Raw genomic sequence first — 21346 nt, forward strand, 5'->3', positions numbered from 1 at the left:
GAGTAAATTAGAATAGGGGGTAGACATAGATGGATTCTCTAACCAAAGAATTCGCTGTTCACGTGTTAAAAGAAGATGCAAATCGGATTAAACGATTGATTCGTAATCAAAAAAACAGTCTGTGTATTTCACAATGTAAAGCATTTGAGGAAGTGGTTGATACGCAGATGTATGGTTTTTCTCAGCAAGTTAGCTTTGCTATTCGTGTAGGAATCATTGAAAAAGACGAAGGACAGTTAATTTTGAGTGAACTAGAGCGTGAACTGAATCAGTTATATAATGATGTTTATCAGGAAAACTATGAAAAAAATGAAAGTGGCAGGGAGGAATAAACTTGCCTAAAAAAGTAAAAAAACGGCATTTAATGGACTATACGATTTTAATTCCCTATTTGATTTTGTGCGCACTAGGCTTAATTATGGTCTATAGTTCTACTTCATATTTATTATTAGAAAATGGTCAAAATCCCATGTCGTCAGTGATCAACCAGAGCGTCTTTTGGGTATTGAGTTTAGTGGCAATTGCACTTTTATATAAGATGAAGACCGATGTTTTGAAAAATCAGCGTCTTATTATGATTGCTTTCGTTGTTTTAGGTCTCTTGTTAATCATCGTGCTATTTTTTGGGAAAGAAGTAAATGGAGCCAAAGGTTGGCTAACAATTGCAGGCTTTTCCATTCAGCCAGCTGAGTATTTAAAAATCATTGCCATTTGGTATTTGTCATTGACGTTGGCAAATCGTCAAAATGGTGTGCAAAAAGATTTTGTTGGCTCAATCAAACGACCTTTAGCATTGGTTCTTGGTCTGACAGTGATTGTCGCAATCTTACCTGACTTTGGGAATGCAACAGTTATCTTCTTGATTGTTCTAGTTATGCTTTTAGCAAGCGGTGTGAACTATTACTATACTTGGATTGTGGGAATTGGTGGAATCGGCTTAAGTATCTTCGTTATTTGGCTGATGAATGTCACCCATGGGAAAATTTTACCAGCACGTTTGCAATATATTTATAGTCGGTTCTCGATTTTTCAAAATCCATTTGCTGATGAACTTGATAAAGGACATCAGATGGTCAATGGTTACTATGCGATTTTCAACGGCGGTTTATTTGGCCGAGGTTTAGGGAATAGTATTCAGAAAAAAGGATTCTTACAAGAAGCGCAAACAGACTTTATTTTTGCTATCGTTGTAGAAGAACTTGGGTTGATTATGGCAGTCTTGATTTTAGCTTTGCTCTTTTTCATGATTGCGCGCATTATTCTAGTTGGAATTCGCTCAAGTGATCCATTTAACTCATTGTTATGTATTGGAATTGGTGGAATGTTTTTAATCCAAGTATTTATCAATTTGGGTGGAATTACTGGTGTTATTCCTTTAACTGGGATTACTTTCCCATTTTTAAGTCAGGGAGGATCAAGTTTATTGATGCTCTCGGTGTGTGTCGGATTTGTACTTAATATTAGTGCAGATGAAAAACGGAAGAGTCTAGGATTATACTAAAAAAGATGTAGGAGTGGTTCGATGAAAAAGGTTTTAGTTGCTAACCGTGGAGAGATTGCCGTGCGAGTATTTCGTGCTTGTACAGAATTAGGAATTAAAACTGTTGGGATCTACGCACAAGAAGATGAATATTCTGTCCATCGCTTTAAAGCAGATGAAGCTTATTTAGTTGGTAAAGGAAAAAAACCAATTGATGCGTATCTTGATATTGAAGGAATCATTGAAATTGCGAAAGAATGTGGTGCGGATGCCATTCATCCTGGGTATGGCTTGTTATCGGAAAATTTGAGTTTTGCTCGACGCTGTGAAGAAGAGGGCATTATTTTTGTGGGCCCTAAGCTTCATCATTTAGATATTTTTGGTGACAAGATAAAAGCGAAAACAGCCGCAATCGAAGCAGGGATTGCTTCAATCCCTGGAACTGATGGACCAGTCGCAACTGTTGAAGAGGCGTTACGATTTGCAGACACTTATGGTTATCCAATCATGATTAAAGCTGCTCTTGGTGGTGGTGGACGTGGCATGCGCGTGGCTTATGATGAAAAAAGTGCTCGTGAAGGCTATGAACGTGCCAAAAGTGAAGCAAAAGCTGCTTTTGGTAGTGATGAGGTTTACGCAGAAAAATATATTGGTAATCCCAAACATATTGAAGTTCAAATTTTAGGGGACACTCATGGAAATGTGATTCATCTTTTTGAACGTGATTGCTCTGTTCAACGCCGTCATCAAAAAGTCGTTGAAGTTGCTCCATGTGTATCTTTAAGCGAAGAACAGCGCCAAAAAATTTGTGAAGCAGCCGTTCAGTTAATGAAACATGTTGGATATGTAAATGCAGGAACTGTTGAGTTTTTAGTAGAGGGAGATAACTTCTACTTTATTGAAGTCAATCCACGTGTCCAAGTGGAACACACGATTACCGAAATGATTACTGACGTAGATATTGTGACTACCCAGCTGTTGATTGCACAAGGAAAAGATCTCCATAAAGAAATTGGGCTGCCACAACAAAAAGATCTTCAATTGAATGGTTCAGCTATCCAGTGCCGAATCACAACGGAAGATCCGTTAAACCACTTTTTACCAGATACAGGAAAGATTGATACCTATCGGTCACCGGGTGGATTTGGTGTTCGTTTAGATGTCGGTAACGCGTATGCTGGTTATGTGGTGACACCTTACTTCGATTCATTGCTAGTAAAAGTGTGTACCCATGCGGCGGATTTTGATACAGCAATCCAAAAAATGGAACGTTGTCTGAAAGAATTTAGAATTCGCGGGGTTAAAACGAATATTCCATTTATGCTGAATGTGATTACTCACCCTGAATTTCAATCAGGTCATGCAAAAACGACGTTCATTGATAATACACCTCAGTTATTTGAATTTCCACGTTTACGTGACAGAGGAAATAAAACTATGAAATATATTGGCGAAATCACCATAAATGGATTCCCCGGAATCGAAAAACTGGAAAAACCATTTTATGATGAACCAAGAATACCAACTTCATTGGACCTACGTGAAAACTACGTGACAGCCAAAAATGTTTTAGATGACAAAGGTGCGGATGCTCTAGTTGATTGGATCACGAATCAAGAGAACCTTCTGTTAACAGATACAACGTTTAGGGATGCTCATCAAAGTTTGTTAGCTACGCGTGTAAGAACCCAAGAATTCAAGAAAATTGCTCGCTTAACTGGTGAGGCGCTACCTGAATTATTCTCAAGTGAGATGTGGGGTGGTGCAACCTTTGATGTTGCTTATCGTTTCTTAAACGAAGATCCATGGCAACGACTTAGAAAAATCCGTGCATTGATGCCCAATACGTTGTTACAAATGCTTTTTAGAGGATCAAATGCAGTTGGTTATTCTAACTATCCTGATAACGTTCTAGTGGAGTTTGTCCAAGAAGCAGCAGCACAAGGGATTGATGTTTTCCGTATTTTTGATAGCTTGAACTGGACACCACAAATGGAAAAAAGCATCCAAGCAGTTCGTGATGCAGGAAAAGTGGCTGAGGCAGCGATTTGTTATACTGGTGATATCAATGATCCAAGTCGTGCAAAATATAACGTGCAATACTACAAAGACATGGCGAAAGAGTTAGAGCAACTAGGTGCTCATATTATTGCAATCAAAGATATGGCGGGGTTGTTAAAACCGCAAGCAGCTTATCGCTTAATTAGTGAATTAAAAGCAACAACAGACTTACCAATCCATTTGCATACACATGATACTAGCGGAAACGGCATCATTACTTATTCTGCTGCTTCAAAAGCAGGTGTGGACATCGTGGATGTGGCAATGAGTGCAATGAGTGGTAACACGAGTCAACCAAGCATGAGTAGTTTGTATTATGCTTTGGTAAACGGTCCGCGTTTACCAGAAATCAACATTGAACATGCCCAAGAATTGAATCACTATTGGGAAGATGTCAGAATGTACTATAAACCTTTTGAGAATGGATTGAATGCTCCTGAAACAGAGGTTTATATGCATGAAATGCCGGGTGGACAATATTCAAATCTTCAACAACAAGCAAAAGCTGTTGGTCTTGGTCATCGTTGGGATGAAATCAAGAAAATGTATCATACAGTTAACTTGATGTTTGGTGACATCGTAAAAGTGACTCCTTCTTCTAAAGTAGTAGGAGACATGGCATTATTTATGGTTCAAAATGATTTAACGGAAGAAGCTATTTATGAAAATGGTGAAAACTTAAGTTTCCCTGAGTCAGTCGTAACATTCTTCCAAGGAGAACTTGGCCAACCGGTTGGTGGATTCCCAGAGAAATTGCAAGCAATCATCTTGAAAGGTCGTCCGGCATTTACGAAGCGTCCAGGATTATTAGCTGAACCAATTGATTTCGAAAAAGTAAAAGCAGAGTTGGCAGAAAAAATCGGGTATACTCCTCGTAAAGATGAAGTGTTGAGCTACTTGATGTATCCACAAGTCTTTTTAGATTATCAAACGTCTTACAACCAATTTGGGGATGTTACATTGTTGGATACACCGACATTCTTCCAAGGTATTCGATTGGGCGAAACAGTGAATGTTCAAATTGAGCGTGGAAAAATTTTGATTATTCGTCTCGATGAAATTGGTGAACCTGATATTGATGGAAACCGAGTATTGTTCTTCAACTTGAATGGACAACGTCGTGAGATTCTAGTCAAAGACAATTCAATTGTCAGTTCAGTTCAAACGAAACGTCGTGCTGAACCAACGAATAAAGAGCAAATCGGGGCAACGATGTCTGGATCAGTTTTAGAAGTGTTGGTGAAAAAAGGAGACGTAGTCAAAAAAGGTGATACGTTATTGATTACAGAAGCAATGAAGATGGAAACAACGATTGAAGCACGCTTTGACGGTAAAGTCGAACATGTTTACGTAAGTGCTGGTGAAGTCATCAATTCAGGTGATTTATTAATCGAAGTGACCGAAAAATAAATTTGGCGAAGGGTGGAACTAAAAAAGTGAAAAGAGTAGGATTGTTTACTGCCATCTTTTTTCTGGTAGTTGTGGCATTTTACATGGAACCTGTTTTCTTTCCACCTAAGACAGAAATCAAAAATGATCGAACCCAACAAATAGAAGAAAATCAAATGACAACGTGGAAATATCAGGAGCTTCAAGCAACCGGTTTTTCCACGTACATAGACCAACCGGTTAGCAAACTTGAAGCGGATTTTGGCCGTGCATATGATCGACTAGCCAGTGGATTTGGTTTTGAAATCAGATATTATCAAGATGCCAAAAGACAGCTTCTCTTGGAAGCGAATGTTCAAGAGGACAAGGTGAAAACTATTAAAGTGCTAAATAGTGCAAACGAACAGATTGCGCCATTTTCTTTCGGAATGACGATGCAAGATTTAACAGCTTTTACAACTATTTATACGAATTTTACATTTGATTATCAAAAAGAAGAAATCGGGATCGAATTGATGGAAGAAGACATGAACTATCGCCCCTTGATTGCCTTTGATAATGATACTTTTGCGATTATGTTTTTTGATCAAACAACAAATGGTCTGTTTGCAGTAACTTATTTGGATAAAGAAAGCTTGCTGAAGCTACTTCCTTATCAAGTTTTTGGTGACAATTTACCAACCTATCAACTAGATAAAGAAGCAGACTGGGATAAAATCAATCGGGTAAAAGAACAAAAGGGAGTAGATTTGCTTAATCAATTAAGAGAAGAAGATTATTTACCTGCTTACCAGCAGAAATCACTTTTCGAAGAGAAAGCAAAACATGTTTTATCAAGTTTCTTGACTAAACCAGAAGATTATTTAGCACAAGAACGGTTGGAGGAATGGCAAACAGCAGCAGCTTCTTCTAAAATAATGAAACGCTTCTCTTTGACTAGCGATGAATTGATCGATATTTTAGAAAAAAATCAGTTGAAACAAACGACTGGCTTGTTTACACACCCGATGATTGACCCGACATTTTCTTTTTTGCAGTGGTACAGTGATCCCTACACGCATGAACGTTTTATGAGTGAATCTGCTGATACGTTAGCGATTGCCTTTTCAAAAGAAAATGTGTTAGTCTTATTGCAAGAAGAGCAGGAAGAAAGTAGTGATAGCAGTGATCATTAATGAAGAGTTATTTTGCTTAGAAGATCAGTGTAACCAATTGGTTCAGCGCATTCGTGAAAGTGAAACATTTCGTGCATATCTTACAAGCAAACAAGACATGAATCACTCTGACGAAGTCAAGGAGCTAAAAAAAGATTTTTTAGCGAAAAAAGCTAGCTTTGAACAAATTGCTGATTATGGGAAATACGCACCTGATTTTCGAGAAAAGCAACGTGCAGTTAGAGCGGCAAAAAGAAAACTAGACTTAACGGATGAAGTATCAGAATTTCGGGTAAATGAAACGCAATTACAAGGAATCTTGGATGAGATAGGACAACATCTTGCAAGTGGGATTTCCAGTGAAATCAAAATTGATGCAGGTAGTCCGTTTTTTGAAACAAGTAAACATGCTGGATGTGGAGGAAACTGTCATGCAAGTTGATAAAACGAACTTTGAAATAACTAAACGTCGTGGAATAATTGTTTGGGTATATAGCTTGAAACAATTAAAAAACCTGAAAAAATTTGGGTTACTGCACTATGTTTCAAGAAGAATGAAATATGTTGTTCTTTACTTAAATGAAGAAACATTTGAACAAACACAAGAAAGAATCCAAAAACTTCATTTTGTTCGACGAGTCGAACCTTCTTATCGTCCAGATATCGAAATGAATTTTGCAGAAAAGATTGGTTCAAAAGACGCAATCAAAGAGGACGGCTTTGAAATCGAAGAACTAAGTACAGAAATTCGTTTAGCTGAAAATATTTAAGCTATACATTCACAAAAAAAGAGTGAAGACTGTAAGTTACTAAGAAATTGTTTGGTGACTTACAGTCCTTTTTTTGTCAGGTTTTGGTATACTAATAAAAGCGAGAAACAAGGAGTGAGTATATGCGAGTTATTTCAGGAGAATACGGCGGACGCCGATTAAAGAGTTTACCTGGTGCAAATACCAGACCGACAACTGATAAAGTCAAAGAATCCATTTTTAATATGATTGGTCCATACTTTGATGGTGAACGAGTATTAGATTTATTTGCTGGTAGTGGCGGTTTGGCAATCGAAGCGATTTCGCGAGGTTGTTCACACGCTGTTTGTGTGGATAAAAATTATCAAGCGTTGAAAATCATCAAAGAAAATATTGCTATCACCAAAGAACCAGAAAAATTTACTACATTGAAACTGGATGCTGATCGTGCAATCGAACAATTAGCAAACCAAAAGGAACAATTTGATTTTCTTTTTTTAGATCCTCCTTATGCAAAACAAAAAATTGTGGATCAAATCGAGAAAATGCTACAACTTCATTTGCTCAAACCAGATGCGATCATTGTATGTGAAACGGATAAAACGGTTGAACTTCCCGAAACGATTGAAAGTTTAACTCAAATCAGACAGCAAAATTATGGAATTACTGCTGTAACTATTTATCGAAATGAGGCGAAAGCATGACACGTGCATTATTTCCTGGAAGTTTTGATCCATTGACTATGGGACATCTTGATACAATCGAACGAGGCGCTGAACTATTTGATGAAGTCGTTGTTGGCGTATTTGTTAACACCTCAAAGAAAAGTTTATTTTCGGCAGAAGAACGAGTGGAGTTGATTACGAAAGCTGTCGCGCATCTGCCGAATGTTCGCGTGATTCACCAAGAACATCAGTTAACGGCAGAAACTGCAAAGGAGTTAGGCGTCAAAGCATTGCTTCGGGGAATTAGAAGTGTGAAAGATTTTGAGTATGAGCGAGGTATTGCTCAAATGAACCAACACTTGAATAGTGACTTAGAAACAGTGTTTCTTTTAGCAAAACCAGAGTATAGCCACATTAGTTCAAATTTATTAAAAGAAGTCCTTTATTTTAATGGTGATGTAAGTATTTACTTACCACCCGTAATCAATGAAGCTTTAGCTAGAAAGCAGGATCAAAATGAAGCTTAAACCATGGATCAAAAGTGTTCTTATCATACTAATTGGGCTAGCAGTGGCAGCCTTTGTAATAGTCCCATTGCCATTTTATATTGAAGCACCAGGGGCAACAATCAATTTAAAAGAACTGATTACAGTTAATGGAAAAGCAGATGAGTCATCAGGTTCGTTTTCTTTAACCTCTGTAGGGATTCGTCAAGCAACAGGGCTATTAGCAGTCAAAGCAAAATTCACTGATTTTGAAGATATCATTAGTAAAGAAGAATTAACGGGCGGAGCAACGAGTGAAGAGTACAATCAGATGCAAAAGTATTATATGGAGTCTTCACAAAATGCGGCAATCGAGCAAGCACTTAAATTGGCAAACCAATCGTATACGATGAAGTTTGAAGGTGTGTATGTGATGGGGGTCGAAAAAAATTCGAATTTTTATGGTAAATTAGCTGTTGGAGATACCGTAACAAAAGTTGATGGCCAAACATTTAAAAGCTCTGAAGAATTTATGAAGTACATCAAAAGTCAAGAAGTTGGGCAAAGTGTAACGGTGACTTTCTTACATGGCGGAGAAGAAAAAGAAGCGACTGGTGACTTGATTAAGTTATCTACAGATAAAAAGCCAGGAATTGGGATTACTCTGACAGACCATACAGAAATTTCATCTGATACAAAAGTGAAGATTAATGCGGGCTCAATTGGCGGACCCTCAGCAGGACTGATGTTTACCTTAGAAATCTACGATCAAGTGACAGGAAGCAATCTTCGACAAGGAAAAGCAATTGCTGGAACGGGTACAATCAATAGTTCTGGAGAAGTCGGGCGAATTGGCGGAATTGATAAAAAGGTTGCCAGTGCAAATCAAGCCGGCATGGATATTTTCTTTGCACCAGATGATACGATTGATCCTGCAATTAAGAAAAAATACCCAGAGCTAAAATCGAATTATCAAGAAGCGAAAGCTGCTGCCGAAAAGCTGGACAGTAAGATGAAAATCGTTCCTGTTAAAACGGTACAAGATGCGTTAGATTATCTAAAAAAGATGAGCTGATTTAGACACTAGACGAAAAGTTCGGACAACTTGTTCCGGACTTTTCGTTTTTTTTTAAATTTATGAAGAACGATGAGAGTGGATAAAAAAATTGCGAAATAAAAAAATAGATTCTCATTTCGACGTAAATAATTGTGAACGACGAAATATCCCATGGAAAAAGGCAAAATAAAACAGTGGAAAGGAGCGACTTCTAAATGTTGGCACAAGTAGTTGCATCGTTGAAAGCACAATTGGCACAAATCTATCATAAATTGGTCGAATCACCTAAACAAGTAATCAGTCTTTTTTTCGGATTGATAGTGCTTTGTTTGGGTGGAGGAATCTATTTTTTTCAAGCAAATACAGCAAAAACACCTCCGTCAGCAACGATAGATCAAACAATTCTAACAACTGAGACGACAGCCGAAGAACAGAGTAGCGCAGTTGAACGAATATATGTGGATATCAAAGGAAGTGTGAAGTATCCCGGTGTTTATTCTGTGGCGCAAAGCCAACGCGTACAAGATTTACTAACTAAAGCTGGCGGATTGACAGAAGATGCAGATACTAGTCAACTTAATTTTGCTGCGAAGTTAGTGGATCAACAATTGATTTATGTTCCGAAAATCGGTGAGACTCGTTCGGATCAGTCACAGAACCAAACACCAACCGTTACAGAGTCAAAAATCAATATCAATACGGCAGATATTTCGGAATTGCAAGAATTATCAGGGATAGGAGCAAAGAAGGCACAAGACATCATTAATTATCGTGAAGAGAATGGGCATTTCAAATCAGTAGAAGAACTACAAGAAATATCGGGAATTGGGGAAAAGACGGTTGAAAAACTAAGAAACTTAGTTACAATAACAATAGACTAACTCACAGAGGTGAAGAAAATGAGCAATGATCGAATTCCTTGGGACCAGTATTTTATGGCCCAATCTGTATTATTATCTTTGCGCAGTACGTGTACGCGATTAGAAGTCGGAGCGACTTTGGTTAGAGAAAAACGCATCATTGCTGGTGGATACAATGGCGCTGTAAGCGGTGATGTTCACTGTATTGATGAAGGATGTTACATTGTTGATGGACATTGTCTACGAACGATTCATGCAGAGATGAATGCTTTACTTCAATGTGCAAAGCTAGGAATCCCCACAGAAGGTTCCGAGATTTACGTCACCCATTTCCCATGTTTGGCTTGTACAAAAGCATTATTACAAGCTGGTATTACTAAAATCAATTATCTACATGATTACCGAAATGATGCTTATGCACTTTCATTGATTGATCAAATGGGTGCATCGATCCACCAAGTATCACTGGATTCAGCCTATTTCTCTAAATTACAAAAAGAGCTATCGGGTGAACACGTTTAGTTTAAAATTTTGTCTTGTCCAAAATCGCTTGATTTTTCCTGCAGTGAGTTCTGGCTTGATTAGTTTAAGTTACTATACAGAAAGCTGGCAATATCGTTTGATTTTTGTCAGCCTTTTTTTCTGGATTTGTCTAAAAGAAGATCGTTCGATTTTGTATTTAAGCTTAGTTGGTGGCACGCTAGTTTTTTCTTCCTGTTTATTTTTAGAAAAACCAACGATTCAATCAAGCGAATCGCCTTCCAGTAGCTTCATGATCAATACCGACACAATGCGTGAATCAGGTGATTTTATTACATTTATTGGAACTTTGATGGATGAAAAACAGCAAAAAATTCAGTTGAGTTATCGAGTACAGTCTGAAGAGGAACTGATCAAGATTCAAAATCTTAGAGGCAAAGCATTTATTTTATGGGCAAGTGGTGAGTTCGAAGAGCCTGAACGAGCGCGAAATCCTTATAATTTTGACCAAATGACTTATTTTAAAAGCCAACGAATAATGGGAAAATTTACAATTCAAAAAATAAAGAAAATTCAAGGACATCATACTTGGCGGAATTTTTTACAACGAAAAAGAGCGACGGGAATTCGGTATGTCAAACAGCATTTTCCAGAAAAATTAGGGGTATATGTCAATGCTTTACTATTTGGCTACAAAGATGCGACTTTTAATGACTCCCAAGAAGTATACCAAGATACAGGTTTGCTCCATTTATTTAGTTTGTCGGGACTACATATTCAAGTTTATTTAGGCTGGGTGTATTATATTGTTAGACGACTGGGAGGGACGGTTCAAGAAAATACGTGTTTCATGTTTGTTGTCACACTATGTTATGTTGTACTAGCTGGAAGCTCAGTCTCTATTTTTCGTGCGAGTTTCTTGTTTTTACTTCGTTTAGTAGGGAAGTGTTTTGGGTTAAAATTGTCTGCGATGGATAGTTTCGCAGTTGTTATGTGGCTATTGTTGTTACTTGAACCTCTGACACTTTATCAAATTGGTGGTCAGTTAAGTCTTTGGTTTAGTTTTTTGTTTATTGTTTTGCCGTTATATGAAAGAAAGCAAAGCATCTTCCAGTATTTGATGAAGTTGACTATCTTTAGCATAGTCATGATGCCATTAACCAGTTGGCATTTTTTTCAATGGCCAATTTTGGGGATGTTCCTGACACTACTTTTTTTACCGTTGTTTGAATACTTATTATTGCCACTTGTGGTTAGTATTTTCTTTTTACATAATTATCTACCAAGCAGTTTTTTATTTGTTTTAGATGAAGGGCTAGGCTATTTGGAGCAATTGACGAAGCAACTGACCTTTGGAAATTTGATCATTGGACGCCCGGCTAGTGTGGTCTTGTGGTTAGCTATTGGCTATCTTTTATTTCTTCACACTATTTCCTTTCGAAAATCTGATTTGTTTAAGCGAATGATCCTTTCGTTTTTTGTACCATTTGCTTTGTATCACGGGACAAAATTTGATTTGACAACGTCAGTAACTTTTATTGATGTTGGTCAGGGAGATAGTATTCTTTTAAAGGCACCTAATGGACGAGAAAATGTTTTGATTGATACAGGAGGTAAGTTATCTTTTAAGAAAGAGAAATGGCGAGAGCGTCCAAAGCGAGCTTATTCTGATTATAATCTCGTACCGTTCTTAAAAGGACAAGGTATCAGAACAATCCATCAATTGATTTTGACCCATGATGATACGGATCATGTAGGCGAACTTGCTAATTTAGCAGAACATTTTACCATTGAAACTATTTTTATTGGTAAAGGGGCTGGGGAGACGAAAGAGGTTAAGAGCCAACTGAATCGACTAAAGAAGCAAGGGATAACTGTTCAAGAAATAGGTGCGGGACAAGAAATCACTGGTTATTTTGAACTGCATGTATTAGCACCTTTACAGCAAGGAAAGGGAAAAAATGAGGACTCCGTTGTTCTTTTAACAGAAATCAATCATCAGAAATTTTTGCTTTTGGGGGATTTAGATCAAATGACAGAGGAAAAATTGGCGAAGCGATACCCTTTCTTAAAAGCGGATGTCGTTAAATTAGGGCACCATGGCAGCAAAACTTCAACTAGCCTTTTATTGATGGCACAACTGCAAGCAAAATTAGCAATCATTTCTTGTGGAGAAAACAATTTATATGGGCATCCACATCAAGAAGTCCTAACAAATTTAACGAAACAGCACATTGCCTACCGTAGAACAGATGAAGAAGGAATGATTCGTTTTCTTTGGAAACCATTTGATGCAACAGAGGAAATTCAAACGATGGAAGGCTGGTAATTCAATTCTTGAAATGGTAGGATAAGTTTTGAAAGTGGTGAATAATTTGAGCGTGCAAGCAGACTTACAAAAAATTCGCAAAGAAAATTTACAACCTTGTTACCTAGTTTTAGGAACAGAAAAATTTTTACAAGATCAAGTGCGAGAAGAAATTTTGAAAAAAATACAAGTTGATAGTAAAGATGACTTGAACTTTTTGAGTTTTGATATGGAAAATACTAGTTTGGATGAAGTAGTCGCAGAGGCAGAAACTCTACCATTTTTTGGAGAACAACGATTAGTATTCGTAGAGAATCCTTATTTTTTAACTGGTGAGAAAGTGAATAATGGGATTGAGCAAAATACAGATTTATTAGTCGATTATTTAAAGGCACCTTTAGAATCAACTGTGTTGGTTTTCTTTGCACCGTACGAAAAACTAGATGAACGAAAAAAAGTAACAAAGCAGTTGAAAAAGACCGCAATCACCATTGATGTGAAGCAACTGAATGAAAAAGAAGTTCGTCAATATTTGACCAACACGCTAAATAACTCAGAAATCGAGATGGATCGTTACGCCATTGATTTGTTTTTACGATTGACGGATCTGGATTTATCAAAGCTGATGCGAGAATTGCAAAAATTAATGCTTTTTGCACAAGATCAAAAGAAAATCACGACCAAAGAAGTGGAACAGCTTGTGCCTAAAACATTGGAGCATAATCTTTTCGATATGACACAATATGTGCTGACTGGAAATACAGAACAAGCATTACGTTTGTATGAAGATCTCGTCTTGCAAGGCGAGGAGACAATCAAAATCAATGCTATTTTATTGGCGCAATTGCGATTATTATTGCAGACAAAATTCTTGATCAAAATCGGCTACCAGCAAGCAAATATTGCAGAAACGTTGAAGGTTCATCCTTATCGAGTCAAACTAGCGATGCAAGAAGTTCGTCGTTTTGATGAAGGCTTATTGGTACGACTATTTGATCAATTGGTGGAATTAGATTATCAGATCAAAACGGGGCAGATTGATAAAGAATTAAGTTTCCAACTGTTCGTTTTGCAAGCGGGACAACTAGTTAGGCAATAGACAAGAGCTTGACTTAACATAACAAGGTGTGCGAAGTAAAAAGTGTGTGAAAAGCTGTGCTTTTTGTCCTCTTCAACAAGTAAAAGAGGCAAAGAAACAGGGGTAGGACAAAACATTTTTGTTTTGTCCTACCCCTGTTTGTCAAATCAACAAATAAAAAAATCGGCCTCAGCCGATTCTTTTATTATTTAGCGATTTTTTTGCTTAAACGAGATTTGTCGCGGTTAGCTTTGTTTTTGTGGATTAGACCTTTTGACTCAGCCATGTCGATTGCTTTAACAGCTTCTTTATATAACGCATCTACGTTTTCAGCACCTGAAGCAACAGCGTCTTCGAATTTCTTGACAGCAGTACGCATAGCGCTTGTTTGAGATGAATTCTTTACATTAGCGTTTTCGCTTGTGCGAACGCGTTTAATTGCAGATTCAATGTTTGGCATTAGTTTCACCTCCGATAATTTAAGTTCTTACGCGAGTTACCGCATAATTCAACATTCATTATTATACCTAAAGGAAGCTAGCTTTGCAATATGAACATGACAAGTTTTTTTCCTTAACAGTAAAAGAACGAAATTTTTTAGTTGATTATCAATAAATGAATAAAAAAAGGATTAGATAGTGAACGAAAAAAATGGGATAACAAAAAAACGCTATTGTGGGAGACAATAGCGTTAACCAAACTAGATTAGATCTATATTTTAAAACAAAATTTGAATGGGAATGTTTGGTACATGGATATTATATAACAAGTGCTACCGTTTGCAAAGAGTTTTTTGAAAAGGGATTACATTCTTGATTTAATAAATGTTTATGATTGAAAATAATAGTTATTTTATAACTTTGAAAATATCATGAAAACAGTTACTCAGGTGTGCCAACGATTTTGATATATTCATCAATATTTTTGATGATCATCTTTTTGATGACTAATTGATTTCTGCGATTCCATTTTCCTGAAACTTCTAGAATATACTTGTTCAATGGTAGGCGTAAAATATATTTAGCTAAATAACGGTCTTTTAACAAACCATTAATTACGCGGTCTTCAAGCTGAAGATTGATGCCAGTTAGCATCATTGGCTGTTCTTGTAGTACATAAGTATCTATTAAAAGACCTTCAAAGGTTTCCATGAGCGTCTTCCTTTCTAATTGTTGTTGCAATCTGACATCATTCATTGATGTTCTTAATACCTAGTATAGCAAAAAAAGTGCGTTTGAGCCAAAAAAGAAAAGAGTTGCCACCAGAAGCCTTTCGACTGGATAACAACTCTTGAGCGACCACAAGATTGATAAAAATCAATCGTGATGATTTAAAATTCAAATTGGAAAACATTTTGGATTAAGTCAGGAAAGAGAACATATGCTAAGCCTAAAATCAATAGAATAGCCAAGACAAACCAGCCGATAGTCCCAAAGAAATATTTTATTTTTTCAAACATTGTATTCACCTCCCTATCAGTATACCATGGATCTTGCACAATCATTTATTAAGAAACAGCAAAATATCAATGTTCTTATCGAAAAGTGGAGTGCATTACGCGAAATTATTCGTTACAATATGAAAGAAAAGGAGTGGTTCGATGTTTATTTGGTTTGTTCGTTTGTTGACAGCAACAGCTATGGTTGTCACATTCATTCCAGATACGCCATTAGTTTTTTTACCAGTCAACACGTTTCTTGCCTATCTTCCTATAGAACTATCCTACCAGATATTACGAAATAAGACCAAAAAGAGTAGTTATGCATTGATGCCGATTTGGCTACTCTTTTTTCCAAATATTCCGTACTTAATAACAGATTTTGTTCACGTAAAAAGGTTGCACATTTATGCACCAGCTAAGTTAGCAGGGATACCAGATGTTAGACATTGGACATTATTCATTATTTTGGCATTATTGGTTTTTACGTACGTCTTGTTAGGATTTGTTTTAGCTGAAAAAATAATTGAAACGTTCCCGTTGTTTGGGCAAACAAGAATGTTGAAAAATGGTTCTTTGATGATTTTTTCGTTTTTATCTTCATTAGGTGTGTATGTAGGAAGATTTCCACCAAGAATTCATTCGATTTATTTGTTCAAAGAGCCTTTACGTGTCATTCAAATTGTCTTTTTTGAGTGGAGTTTTGAAAAGCTGTTGATTATTTTGTTATTTACTATTTTTCATCTCTGGCTATTTTTTATGTTTTGGTTTATAAAAAAAATTGTCATTGAAACAGAAGGTATCAAATAAATAGAAAAAAGCTTACCTTAGTGTGACTGAATCGTCGAAAACACGATCGATTTTGAGTACGCCAAAGGTAAGCTTTTTTTATTTTCCGATTGAAATAAGTTGTAAGATACAATAGGCGATGCCGGATGCAATAACTGGTCCAGCAGCGATTCCTTTTAGGAAAACAACACCAAGAATTGTACCAAAAACTAAAGCTACGGTAATCTGAGGATCAGAAGCAATCAGACCAACTCCTTTTGAGGAAAGGACTGCAACTAAACCACCACAGAAAATAGCAACCCAGCCCATCGGTGATTTAAAGGCTTCTAATAAATCTTTTAAACCAATTTCACCGGTGGCAATTGGAATTAAAATCGTTGCAGTAATAATCGTGACCCCGATATTGATTCCCTTTCCTTGAAGCCAAGGATAGATATTTTTTGAGAGGGGGACTAATTTAAGCAAAAGTACAAAACCTGTAGCAATTAGTAAGCTTTGGTTTTTTGCAATAAATGCAATCAATAAAATAAGACCGAGAAATAACCAGCTTTCCATTTAAGAGACCTCCTTTATCTAGATGTTAATCATACCATTTCAATTACCCAAACAAAAGTCGAGAATTCTTGAAGCAATGAGAGGATCATAAGATAGTGGATTTACAAAAAAGGCTGTGAATACTTGTTTGTACTTTAAGAAACTAGAAAATAATTTCTATTTCATAAAGGCAAACCGTATTTCACAACCATTTCATTTTTAATGAGTAATCGCCGCTTGATACAACGGACAAGGCGTACATCGATCAGAGTTGTTGCTTTTCAAAGGAGCTAGTGGCTGCAACATTCTTAGTCCATTAAGAATCACTAAAATAGTACTCCCTTCATGACCAATTACACCAAAGGGCAAGTTTAGGAATTGAAGGAAGTTTGAAAGAATCAATAAGATGATGACACCAATGGAAAAAACAATATTTTGTTTGATGATTCGCTTTAATTTTAAGGAAAGACGATGACTGTAGACTAATTTATCTAAGTCACTATTCATTAAAACAAGATCGGCCACGTCAATTGCAATATCAGTTCCTTTCCCCATAGCTACACCAAGAGTAGCAGTGGCTAAAGCCGGTGCATCATTCACACCATCACCAACCATAGCGTTCGTTTGATAGATTGTTTGTTCTTGCTTGATAATTGCTGTTTTTTCTTCAGGTGTACAGCCGGCGTGAAAAGCAGAAAGACCAACTTGGGTAGCAATTGCTTTAGCAGTACCAAGATTATCACCAGTAATCATGCTGGTATGAATGGCAGAGTCATTGAAATAGTGGACTGCAGTCGCTGCATTTGTCTTAGGGACGTCCAACAAACCGAGAATCGCTAGTAGTTCATTCTCTCTTGAAAAGAAAATAACAGTTTTGCCTTGTCTTTCTAGTTCTTCGACAAGAGTTGCTAGTTTTTCATCCTTTTTGATCTCAGCTAGTGAGTAAGCGTGTTTTCCCACATGCCATTGTTTCCCTTGATAATTCGTGGTGAGGCCAAAACCAGTGATTTCTTCAACCGTCAACTGCTGAAGTTCCTTTGTTAATTGAAGCTCATAATGATTGATAATTGCTTCAGCTAGTGGATGTGTCGTTTGGCTTTCCATAGCAACCAAAACGTTTTTACTGATTGGATCATCTGTTAAGAAGAAGGAGTCGGTTACGATTGGTTTTCCCCGCGTTAGTGTTCCAGTTTTATCGAAAGCGATTGCTTTTAATTCAGCCAGCTGTTCCAAATGAATGCCACCTTTGATCAAGATCCCATTTTTAGCAGCGTTGGATAAAGCAGCTAAGGTTGCTGGTGTCGCGGACGCAACGAGGGCGCAAGGTGAAGCGACAACGAGCAAGACCATTCCTCGGTAAAAGCTTTCTTCCCATGTCCATCCAACCAAAAAGTGAGGGAGAAGAATCATCAGCGGAACGCTGAGTAGTACGAATTTGACATACGTGTTTTCGATTCGTTCGATAAAGGAAGCCGTTTTTGTTGGGGTATTTTGTGCTTCCTCAACAAGTTGGATAATTTTAGCAAAAACTGTATCAGAGCTAAGTTTTGTTACAGTCATCGTAAAGGGATTTCCCTGATTTAACGTTCCTGCGAAGACTGGATCATGCTGTTGCTTTTCCACTGGTACAGATTCACCGCTGATCGCTGCTTCGTCAATTGTTGCTACTGCACTCATCAATTGACCATCGATCGGAATCGCCGCACCTTTAGGAACAAAGACTTGATCGTTGATTGTTAATTCAGTTACATCAACTTCTTTTGTTTCACCAGTCTCAAAAAATTTTAAGGCACGTTGTGGTTGTAAGTTCATTAAAGCAGTAATTTCTTTTTGACTTTTATTTGTCGTATATTCTTCTAGCGCACCACTTAAACAAAAAATAAATGTCAGCATGGCACCTTCAAAATAATTTCCAATCAAGCATGCACCGATAGCAGCGAGAGCCATAAGCAAATCGACATTTAACGTGTGGTCGAAAAATAGTTCAGTCAAGCCTTCCTTTGTTTGCTTAAAACCACCAATTCCAATTGCCAAAAGATACAAGAAAGGGGCAAAGGGGAGGGCAAGTTTAGTAAAAATAAAGCCTAAACTCATAAACACAAAACAAAAAATCGTAGAAATAAATGCTTTTCTTTTTAAAAATTCCATTGGGCATTCCTCCTTGTCAAAATTACTATAGCATAGTCAAAATCTAATTGATAATAAAATACGCTAAGTGAGAATGATAATGATTATCAGTTATTTTGGAGGATTTTATTTATTTTACAGATAATAATTATTATCAATAAAAACAGTAAAAAAAGAAGCTAGGATCGATTGACCCTAGCTTCTTTTTACTTTCTACATACTAATGAACCAATAACCGATTAAAATAATTCCTAGAATGATTCGGTACCAACCAAAAGCAGTAAAGTCGTTCTTCTTCAAGTAACTTAATAAGAACTTGATGGCTAAAATAGAAACAATAAATGAAACAAGTGTACCGACTAGTAAAACGACGATTTCTTCAGTTCCAAAAGTATTACCTTCCATCAAATACTTCACGATTTTCAATCCGCTAGCTCCAAACATAACTGGAATGCCTAAGAAGAATGAAAATTCAGTTGCAACAAAACGTGAAGCGCCAATGATGATTGCACCTAAAATAGTTGCACCAGAACGAGAAGTACCAGGAACAAGTGCTAACACTTGGAATAAACCAACCATTAAAGCTGCTTGATAAGTAAAATCGTTTAAGGATTCCCAACGAGGTTTTCTTGTTTTGTTTCTTTTTTCAACAATGATAAATGCGATTCCATAAATAATCAAAACAATAGCGACTGATAAAAAGTTATGGAAATGTTCCTCCAACCAATCATCAAGTGGTAAACCAATGATTACAGCTGGTAAACAAGCAACCACCACTTTGAACCATAATGACCAAGTATCTTTCTTCTCAATTGCGGTTTTACTAGGTGAGAATGGATTTAGCTTATGAAAATAAAGAACAACGACGGCTAAGATTGCACCTAATTGGATGACCACATTGAACATGGACATGAATTGTGTGCTGGCATCAAGTTTGATGAACTCGTCAGCTAAAATCAAATGACCAGTGCTACTAATAGGTAACCACTCGGTAATGCCTTCGATGATTCCCAAGATAACTGCTTTAATAACATTTGCAAAAAACATAAATTCCTTCCTTTCCAAACAAAATACATGTTATAGTATACCGTTCTTTTTTTTGAAAACCAAACTGTTTTGAAATATTAAGAAAAAATTTCTAAAGTTCCTTTCAACATACAAAAAAACAACTGCGTCAAAGATGTTCACGCAGTTGTTTTTATTTATTCTTTATTATAGGAAAGAATCACGAGTAAGTTCTTTTCCTTTTTCAATATAGCTTACATCGTTAATTCCTAAAATCGCAAATTTTCCATCTTGATAAGAAACTTTTGTCACGCTACCATTTTTTAAACCAGCACGTACAGGTTGTTTTTCATCGATCAAGTTCAGTAAGAAGGCAATCGTTAGACCGTGTGAAACGACTAAAACATTTCCGCCACCATGTTTCTCGCAATGATGTGCGATGTCTTCAAAACCATTCCAGACGCGTTCTCTCAATGTTTGATAAGTCTCAGCCCACCCAGCAGTATCGAGATCGTAGACAGCATTTGCAATTTGTTCAAAGGTTACATCAGTTGTAAACATTTCATCAGGTGTTTTAAAATTTAAGACACGGGGAATGACACCCCACATCTCTTTGTCATAACCACCTTCAAGTGAGCCAAAACACCATTCACGAATTCGTGGATCGATTGAATATGGGATTTCTTTTCCCTTTAAATGTTCACCTAAAACAGTACGAGCAGTTTCAATTGCACGCCCACTATCACTTGAATGAGCAAAAGCAAATTCAATTTCTCGTAACCCACGTCCTAGATGGCGAATGCCTTCTTTTCCTTCACGAGTAAGCGGTGTATCACACCAACCTTGAACACGCTCGATCGTATTAAACATTGTTTTCCCATGTCTGACAATATAAAGAGTGGTTTCAGTCATTTAAACATTCCTCCTAAAATAAATTATGCATTGAAAAATGGATTTGTTTGTTTTTCATGTTCGATTGTAGTCGCGTCACCATGACCTGGATAGACAGCGAATTCGTTTGGCAAAATAAATAGCTGTGTTTTGATACTGTGCAACAATTGTTCTAAATTGCCAGTATACAAGTCTGTTCGTCCGATACTTCCTCGGAATAATGCGTCACCAGAAACGACGAAATCATCAAAAATAAAACTGACGCTTCCGATTGAATGCCCAGGAGTGGGTACGACCCGAAAATGAATGTCACCGAGTGTATATTCTTTCATTTCGAATTCATATTCAGCAGGGGCAACAATAATATTGTTGATATCATCGTGACGACCAAGTCCTGAAAGGTTAAGGATGGGATCACCTAACCAAGATTGTTCAAGTGGGCTGACATAAACAGGAATGTCATAAAACTGACGTAGTTCTTCAACGGCGCCGATATGATCATAATGTGTGTGCGTCAACAAAATAGCCACAGGTTGTTGAGTTGTTTTGGTGATTTGTTGACGAATCAAATCAGCGTCTTCTCCTGGGTCAATAATTAGTAGCGCTTCATCGTTGTAAACTAAGTAACAATTTTCCTCAATTGGCCCAGTTTTTAGACGTTCAATGTGCATAAGAATTCCTCCAATATATTTTCAAGCAAGTCGAATGACTTATTAATCCTTACTATATTATAACGTATTCATCCTAATCGAACAAAAAAGCCCACTTATCTGAATTATCAGACTATATGAAAAGT

22 protein-coding genes are annotated in these 21346 nt (G+C 36.9%); 14 read left to right on the top strand and 8 right to left on the bottom strand.

Features of this window, described 5'->3' with window-relative positions:
• Positions 1-29: 29 nt before the first annotated feature.
• From JZO71_RS09595 to holA, 13 genes are all read left to right on the top strand, one after another.
• A complete protein-coding gene (locus tag JZO71_RS09595; protein ID WP_206899276.1) occupies positions 30-332 on the top strand; it encodes an Fpa/YlaN family protein in 303 nt (100 codons plus the stop codon).
• Between the two features lie 2 nt (positions 333-334).
• The gene (locus JZO71_RS09600) at positions 335-1501 is read left to right on the top strand and encodes an FtsW/RodA/SpoVE family cell cycle protein (protein ID WP_206899277.1); all 1167 of its coding nucleotides are present in this window, start codon (positions 335-337) and stop codon (positions 1499-1501) included.
• Between the two features lie 21 nt (positions 1502-1522).
• The gene (locus JZO71_RS09605; RefSeq protein ID WP_206899278.1) at positions 1523-4951 is read left to right on the top strand and encodes a pyruvate carboxylase; all 3429 of its coding nucleotides are present in this window, start codon (positions 1523-1525) and stop codon (positions 4949-4951) included.
• A 26-nt stretch (positions 4952-4977) separates the two neighbouring features.
• Positions 4978-6105 (top strand): CAP-associated domain-containing protein, encoded by a 1128-nt coding sequence (locus tag JZO71_RS09610; RefSeq protein WP_206899279.1) that lies wholly within the window; start codon positions 4978-4980, stop codon positions 6103-6105.
• Positions 6095-6526, top strand: coding sequence for a YlbF family regulator (locus JZO71_RS09615; protein WP_206899298.1), 432 nt, complete (start codon positions 6095-6097; stop codon positions 6524-6526). The genes JZO71_RS09610 and JZO71_RS09615 overlap by 11 nt, the downstream gene beginning before the upstream one ends.
• On the top strand, positions 6516-6854 hold the full coding sequence (locus JZO71_RS09620) for a YlbG family protein (RefSeq protein ID WP_206899280.1): 339 nt from the start codon (positions 6516-6518) through the stop codon (positions 6852-6854). The genes JZO71_RS09615 and JZO71_RS09620 overlap by 11 nt, the downstream gene beginning before the upstream one ends.
• 122 nt (positions 6855-6976) lie before the next feature.
• Positions 6977-7537 (top strand): 16S rRNA (guanine(966)-N(2))-methyltransferase RsmD, encoded by a 561-nt coding sequence (rsmD, locus tag JZO71_RS09625; RefSeq protein WP_206899281.1) that lies wholly within the window; start codon positions 6977-6979, stop codon positions 7535-7537.
• A complete protein-coding gene (gene coaD, locus JZO71_RS09630) occupies positions 7534-8025 on the top strand; it encodes a pantetheine-phosphate adenylyltransferase (protein ID WP_206899282.1) in 492 nt (163 codons plus the stop codon). The genes rsmD and coaD overlap by 4 nt, the downstream gene beginning before the upstream one ends.
• Complete coding sequence (locus tag JZO71_RS09635; protein ID WP_206899283.1) at positions 8015-9058, top strand: SepM family pheromone-processing serine protease; 1044 nt, start codon at positions 8015-8017, stop codon at positions 9056-9058. Before coaD ends, JZO71_RS09635 begins: the two co-directional genes overlap by 11 nt.
• Before the next feature lie 197 nt (positions 9059-9255).
• Positions 9256-9921 carry a ComEA family DNA-binding protein gene (locus JZO71_RS09640; RefSeq protein WP_206899284.1) on the top strand — a complete coding sequence of 222 codons (666 nt, stop codon included), beginning with the start codon at positions 9256-9258 and terminating at the stop codon, positions 9919-9921.
• Between the two features lie 18 nt (positions 9922-9939).
• Complete coding sequence (locus JZO71_RS09645; RefSeq protein WP_206899285.1) at positions 9940-10422, top strand: ComE operon protein 2; 483 nt, start codon at positions 9940-9942, stop codon at positions 10420-10422.
• Positions 10409-12709 (top strand): DNA internalization-related competence protein ComEC/Rec2, encoded by a 2301-nt coding sequence (locus tag JZO71_RS09650; protein ID WP_206899286.1) that lies wholly within the window; start codon positions 10409-10411, stop codon positions 12707-12709. The genes JZO71_RS09645 and JZO71_RS09650 overlap by 14 nt, the downstream gene beginning before the upstream one ends.
• A gap of 34 nt (positions 12710-12743) precedes the next feature.
• Positions 12744-13787, top strand: a complete 1044-nt coding sequence (holA, locus tag JZO71_RS09655; RefSeq protein WP_206899299.1) for a DNA polymerase III subunit delta — start codon at positions 12744-12746, stop codon at positions 13785-13787.
• 184 nt (positions 13788-13971) lie between these two features.
• Here the strand turns inward: holA and rpsT are convergent, their stop codons facing one another.
• The 3 genes from rpsT to JZO71_RS12555 all read right to left on the bottom strand — a co-directional run bounded on the left by rpsT (position 13972) and on the right by JZO71_RS12555 (position 15225).
• Complete coding sequence (gene rpsT, locus JZO71_RS09660) at positions 13972-14226, bottom strand: 30S ribosomal protein S20 (RefSeq protein ID WP_067481289.1); 255 nt, start codon at positions 14224-14226, stop codon at positions 13972-13974.
• Between the two features lie 421 nt (positions 14227-14647).
• A complete protein-coding gene (locus tag JZO71_RS09665) occupies positions 14648-14917 on the bottom strand; it encodes a hypothetical protein (protein ID WP_206899287.1) in 270 nt (89 codons plus the stop codon).
• A gap of 179 nt (positions 14918-15096) precedes the next feature.
• Entirely contained in the window at positions 15097-15225 is a 129-nt protein-coding gene (locus JZO71_RS12555; RefSeq protein ID WP_277988609.1) for a hypothetical protein, read from the bottom strand.
• Between the two features lie 141 nt (positions 15226-15366).
• Between JZO71_RS12555 and JZO71_RS09670 the strand changes: the two genes are divergently transcribed.
• Positions 15367-16014 carry a DUF1361 domain-containing protein gene (locus JZO71_RS09670; protein ID WP_206899288.1) on the top strand — a complete coding sequence of 216 codons (648 nt, stop codon included), beginning with the start codon at positions 15367-15369 and terminating at the stop codon, positions 16012-16014.
• Between the two features lie 78 nt (positions 16015-16092).
• Here the strand turns inward: JZO71_RS09670 and JZO71_RS09675 are convergent, their stop codons facing one another.
• The 5 genes from JZO71_RS09675 to JZO71_RS09695 all read right to left on the bottom strand — a co-directional run bounded on the left by JZO71_RS09675 (position 16093) and on the right by JZO71_RS09695 (position 21221).
• Positions 16093-16548 carry a DUF441 domain-containing protein gene (locus tag JZO71_RS09675; protein ID WP_206899289.1) on the bottom strand — a complete coding sequence of 152 codons (456 nt, stop codon included), beginning with the start codon at positions 16546-16548 and terminating at the stop codon, positions 16093-16095.
• Between the two features lie 198 nt (positions 16549-16746).
• Positions 16747-18675, bottom strand: a complete 1929-nt coding sequence (locus JZO71_RS09680) for a heavy metal translocating P-type ATPase (RefSeq protein WP_242590546.1) — start codon at positions 18673-18675, stop codon at positions 16747-16749.
• Positions 18676-18867: 192 nt separating this feature from the next.
• On the bottom strand, positions 18868-19701 hold the full coding sequence (locus tag JZO71_RS09685) for an undecaprenyl-diphosphate phosphatase (protein WP_206899290.1): 834 nt from the start codon (positions 19699-19701) through the stop codon (positions 18868-18870).
• A 165-nt stretch (positions 19702-19866) separates the two neighbouring features.
• Positions 19867-20571, bottom strand: a complete 705-nt coding sequence (locus JZO71_RS09690; protein WP_206899291.1) for a histidine phosphatase family protein — start codon at positions 20569-20571, stop codon at positions 19867-19869.
• Positions 20572-20594: 23 nt separating this feature from the next.
• Positions 20595-21221 (bottom strand): MBL fold metallo-hydrolase, encoded by a 627-nt coding sequence (locus JZO71_RS09695; RefSeq protein WP_206899292.1) that lies wholly within the window; start codon positions 21219-21221, stop codon positions 20595-20597.
• Positions 21222-21346 lie beyond the last annotated feature (125 nt).

It is taken from the genome of Candidatus Enterococcus courvalinii (assembly GCF_017315945.1).
GTDB classification, from domain to species: domain Bacteria; phylum Bacillota; class Bacilli; order Lactobacillales; family Enterococcaceae; genus Enterococcus_B; species Enterococcus_B courvalinii.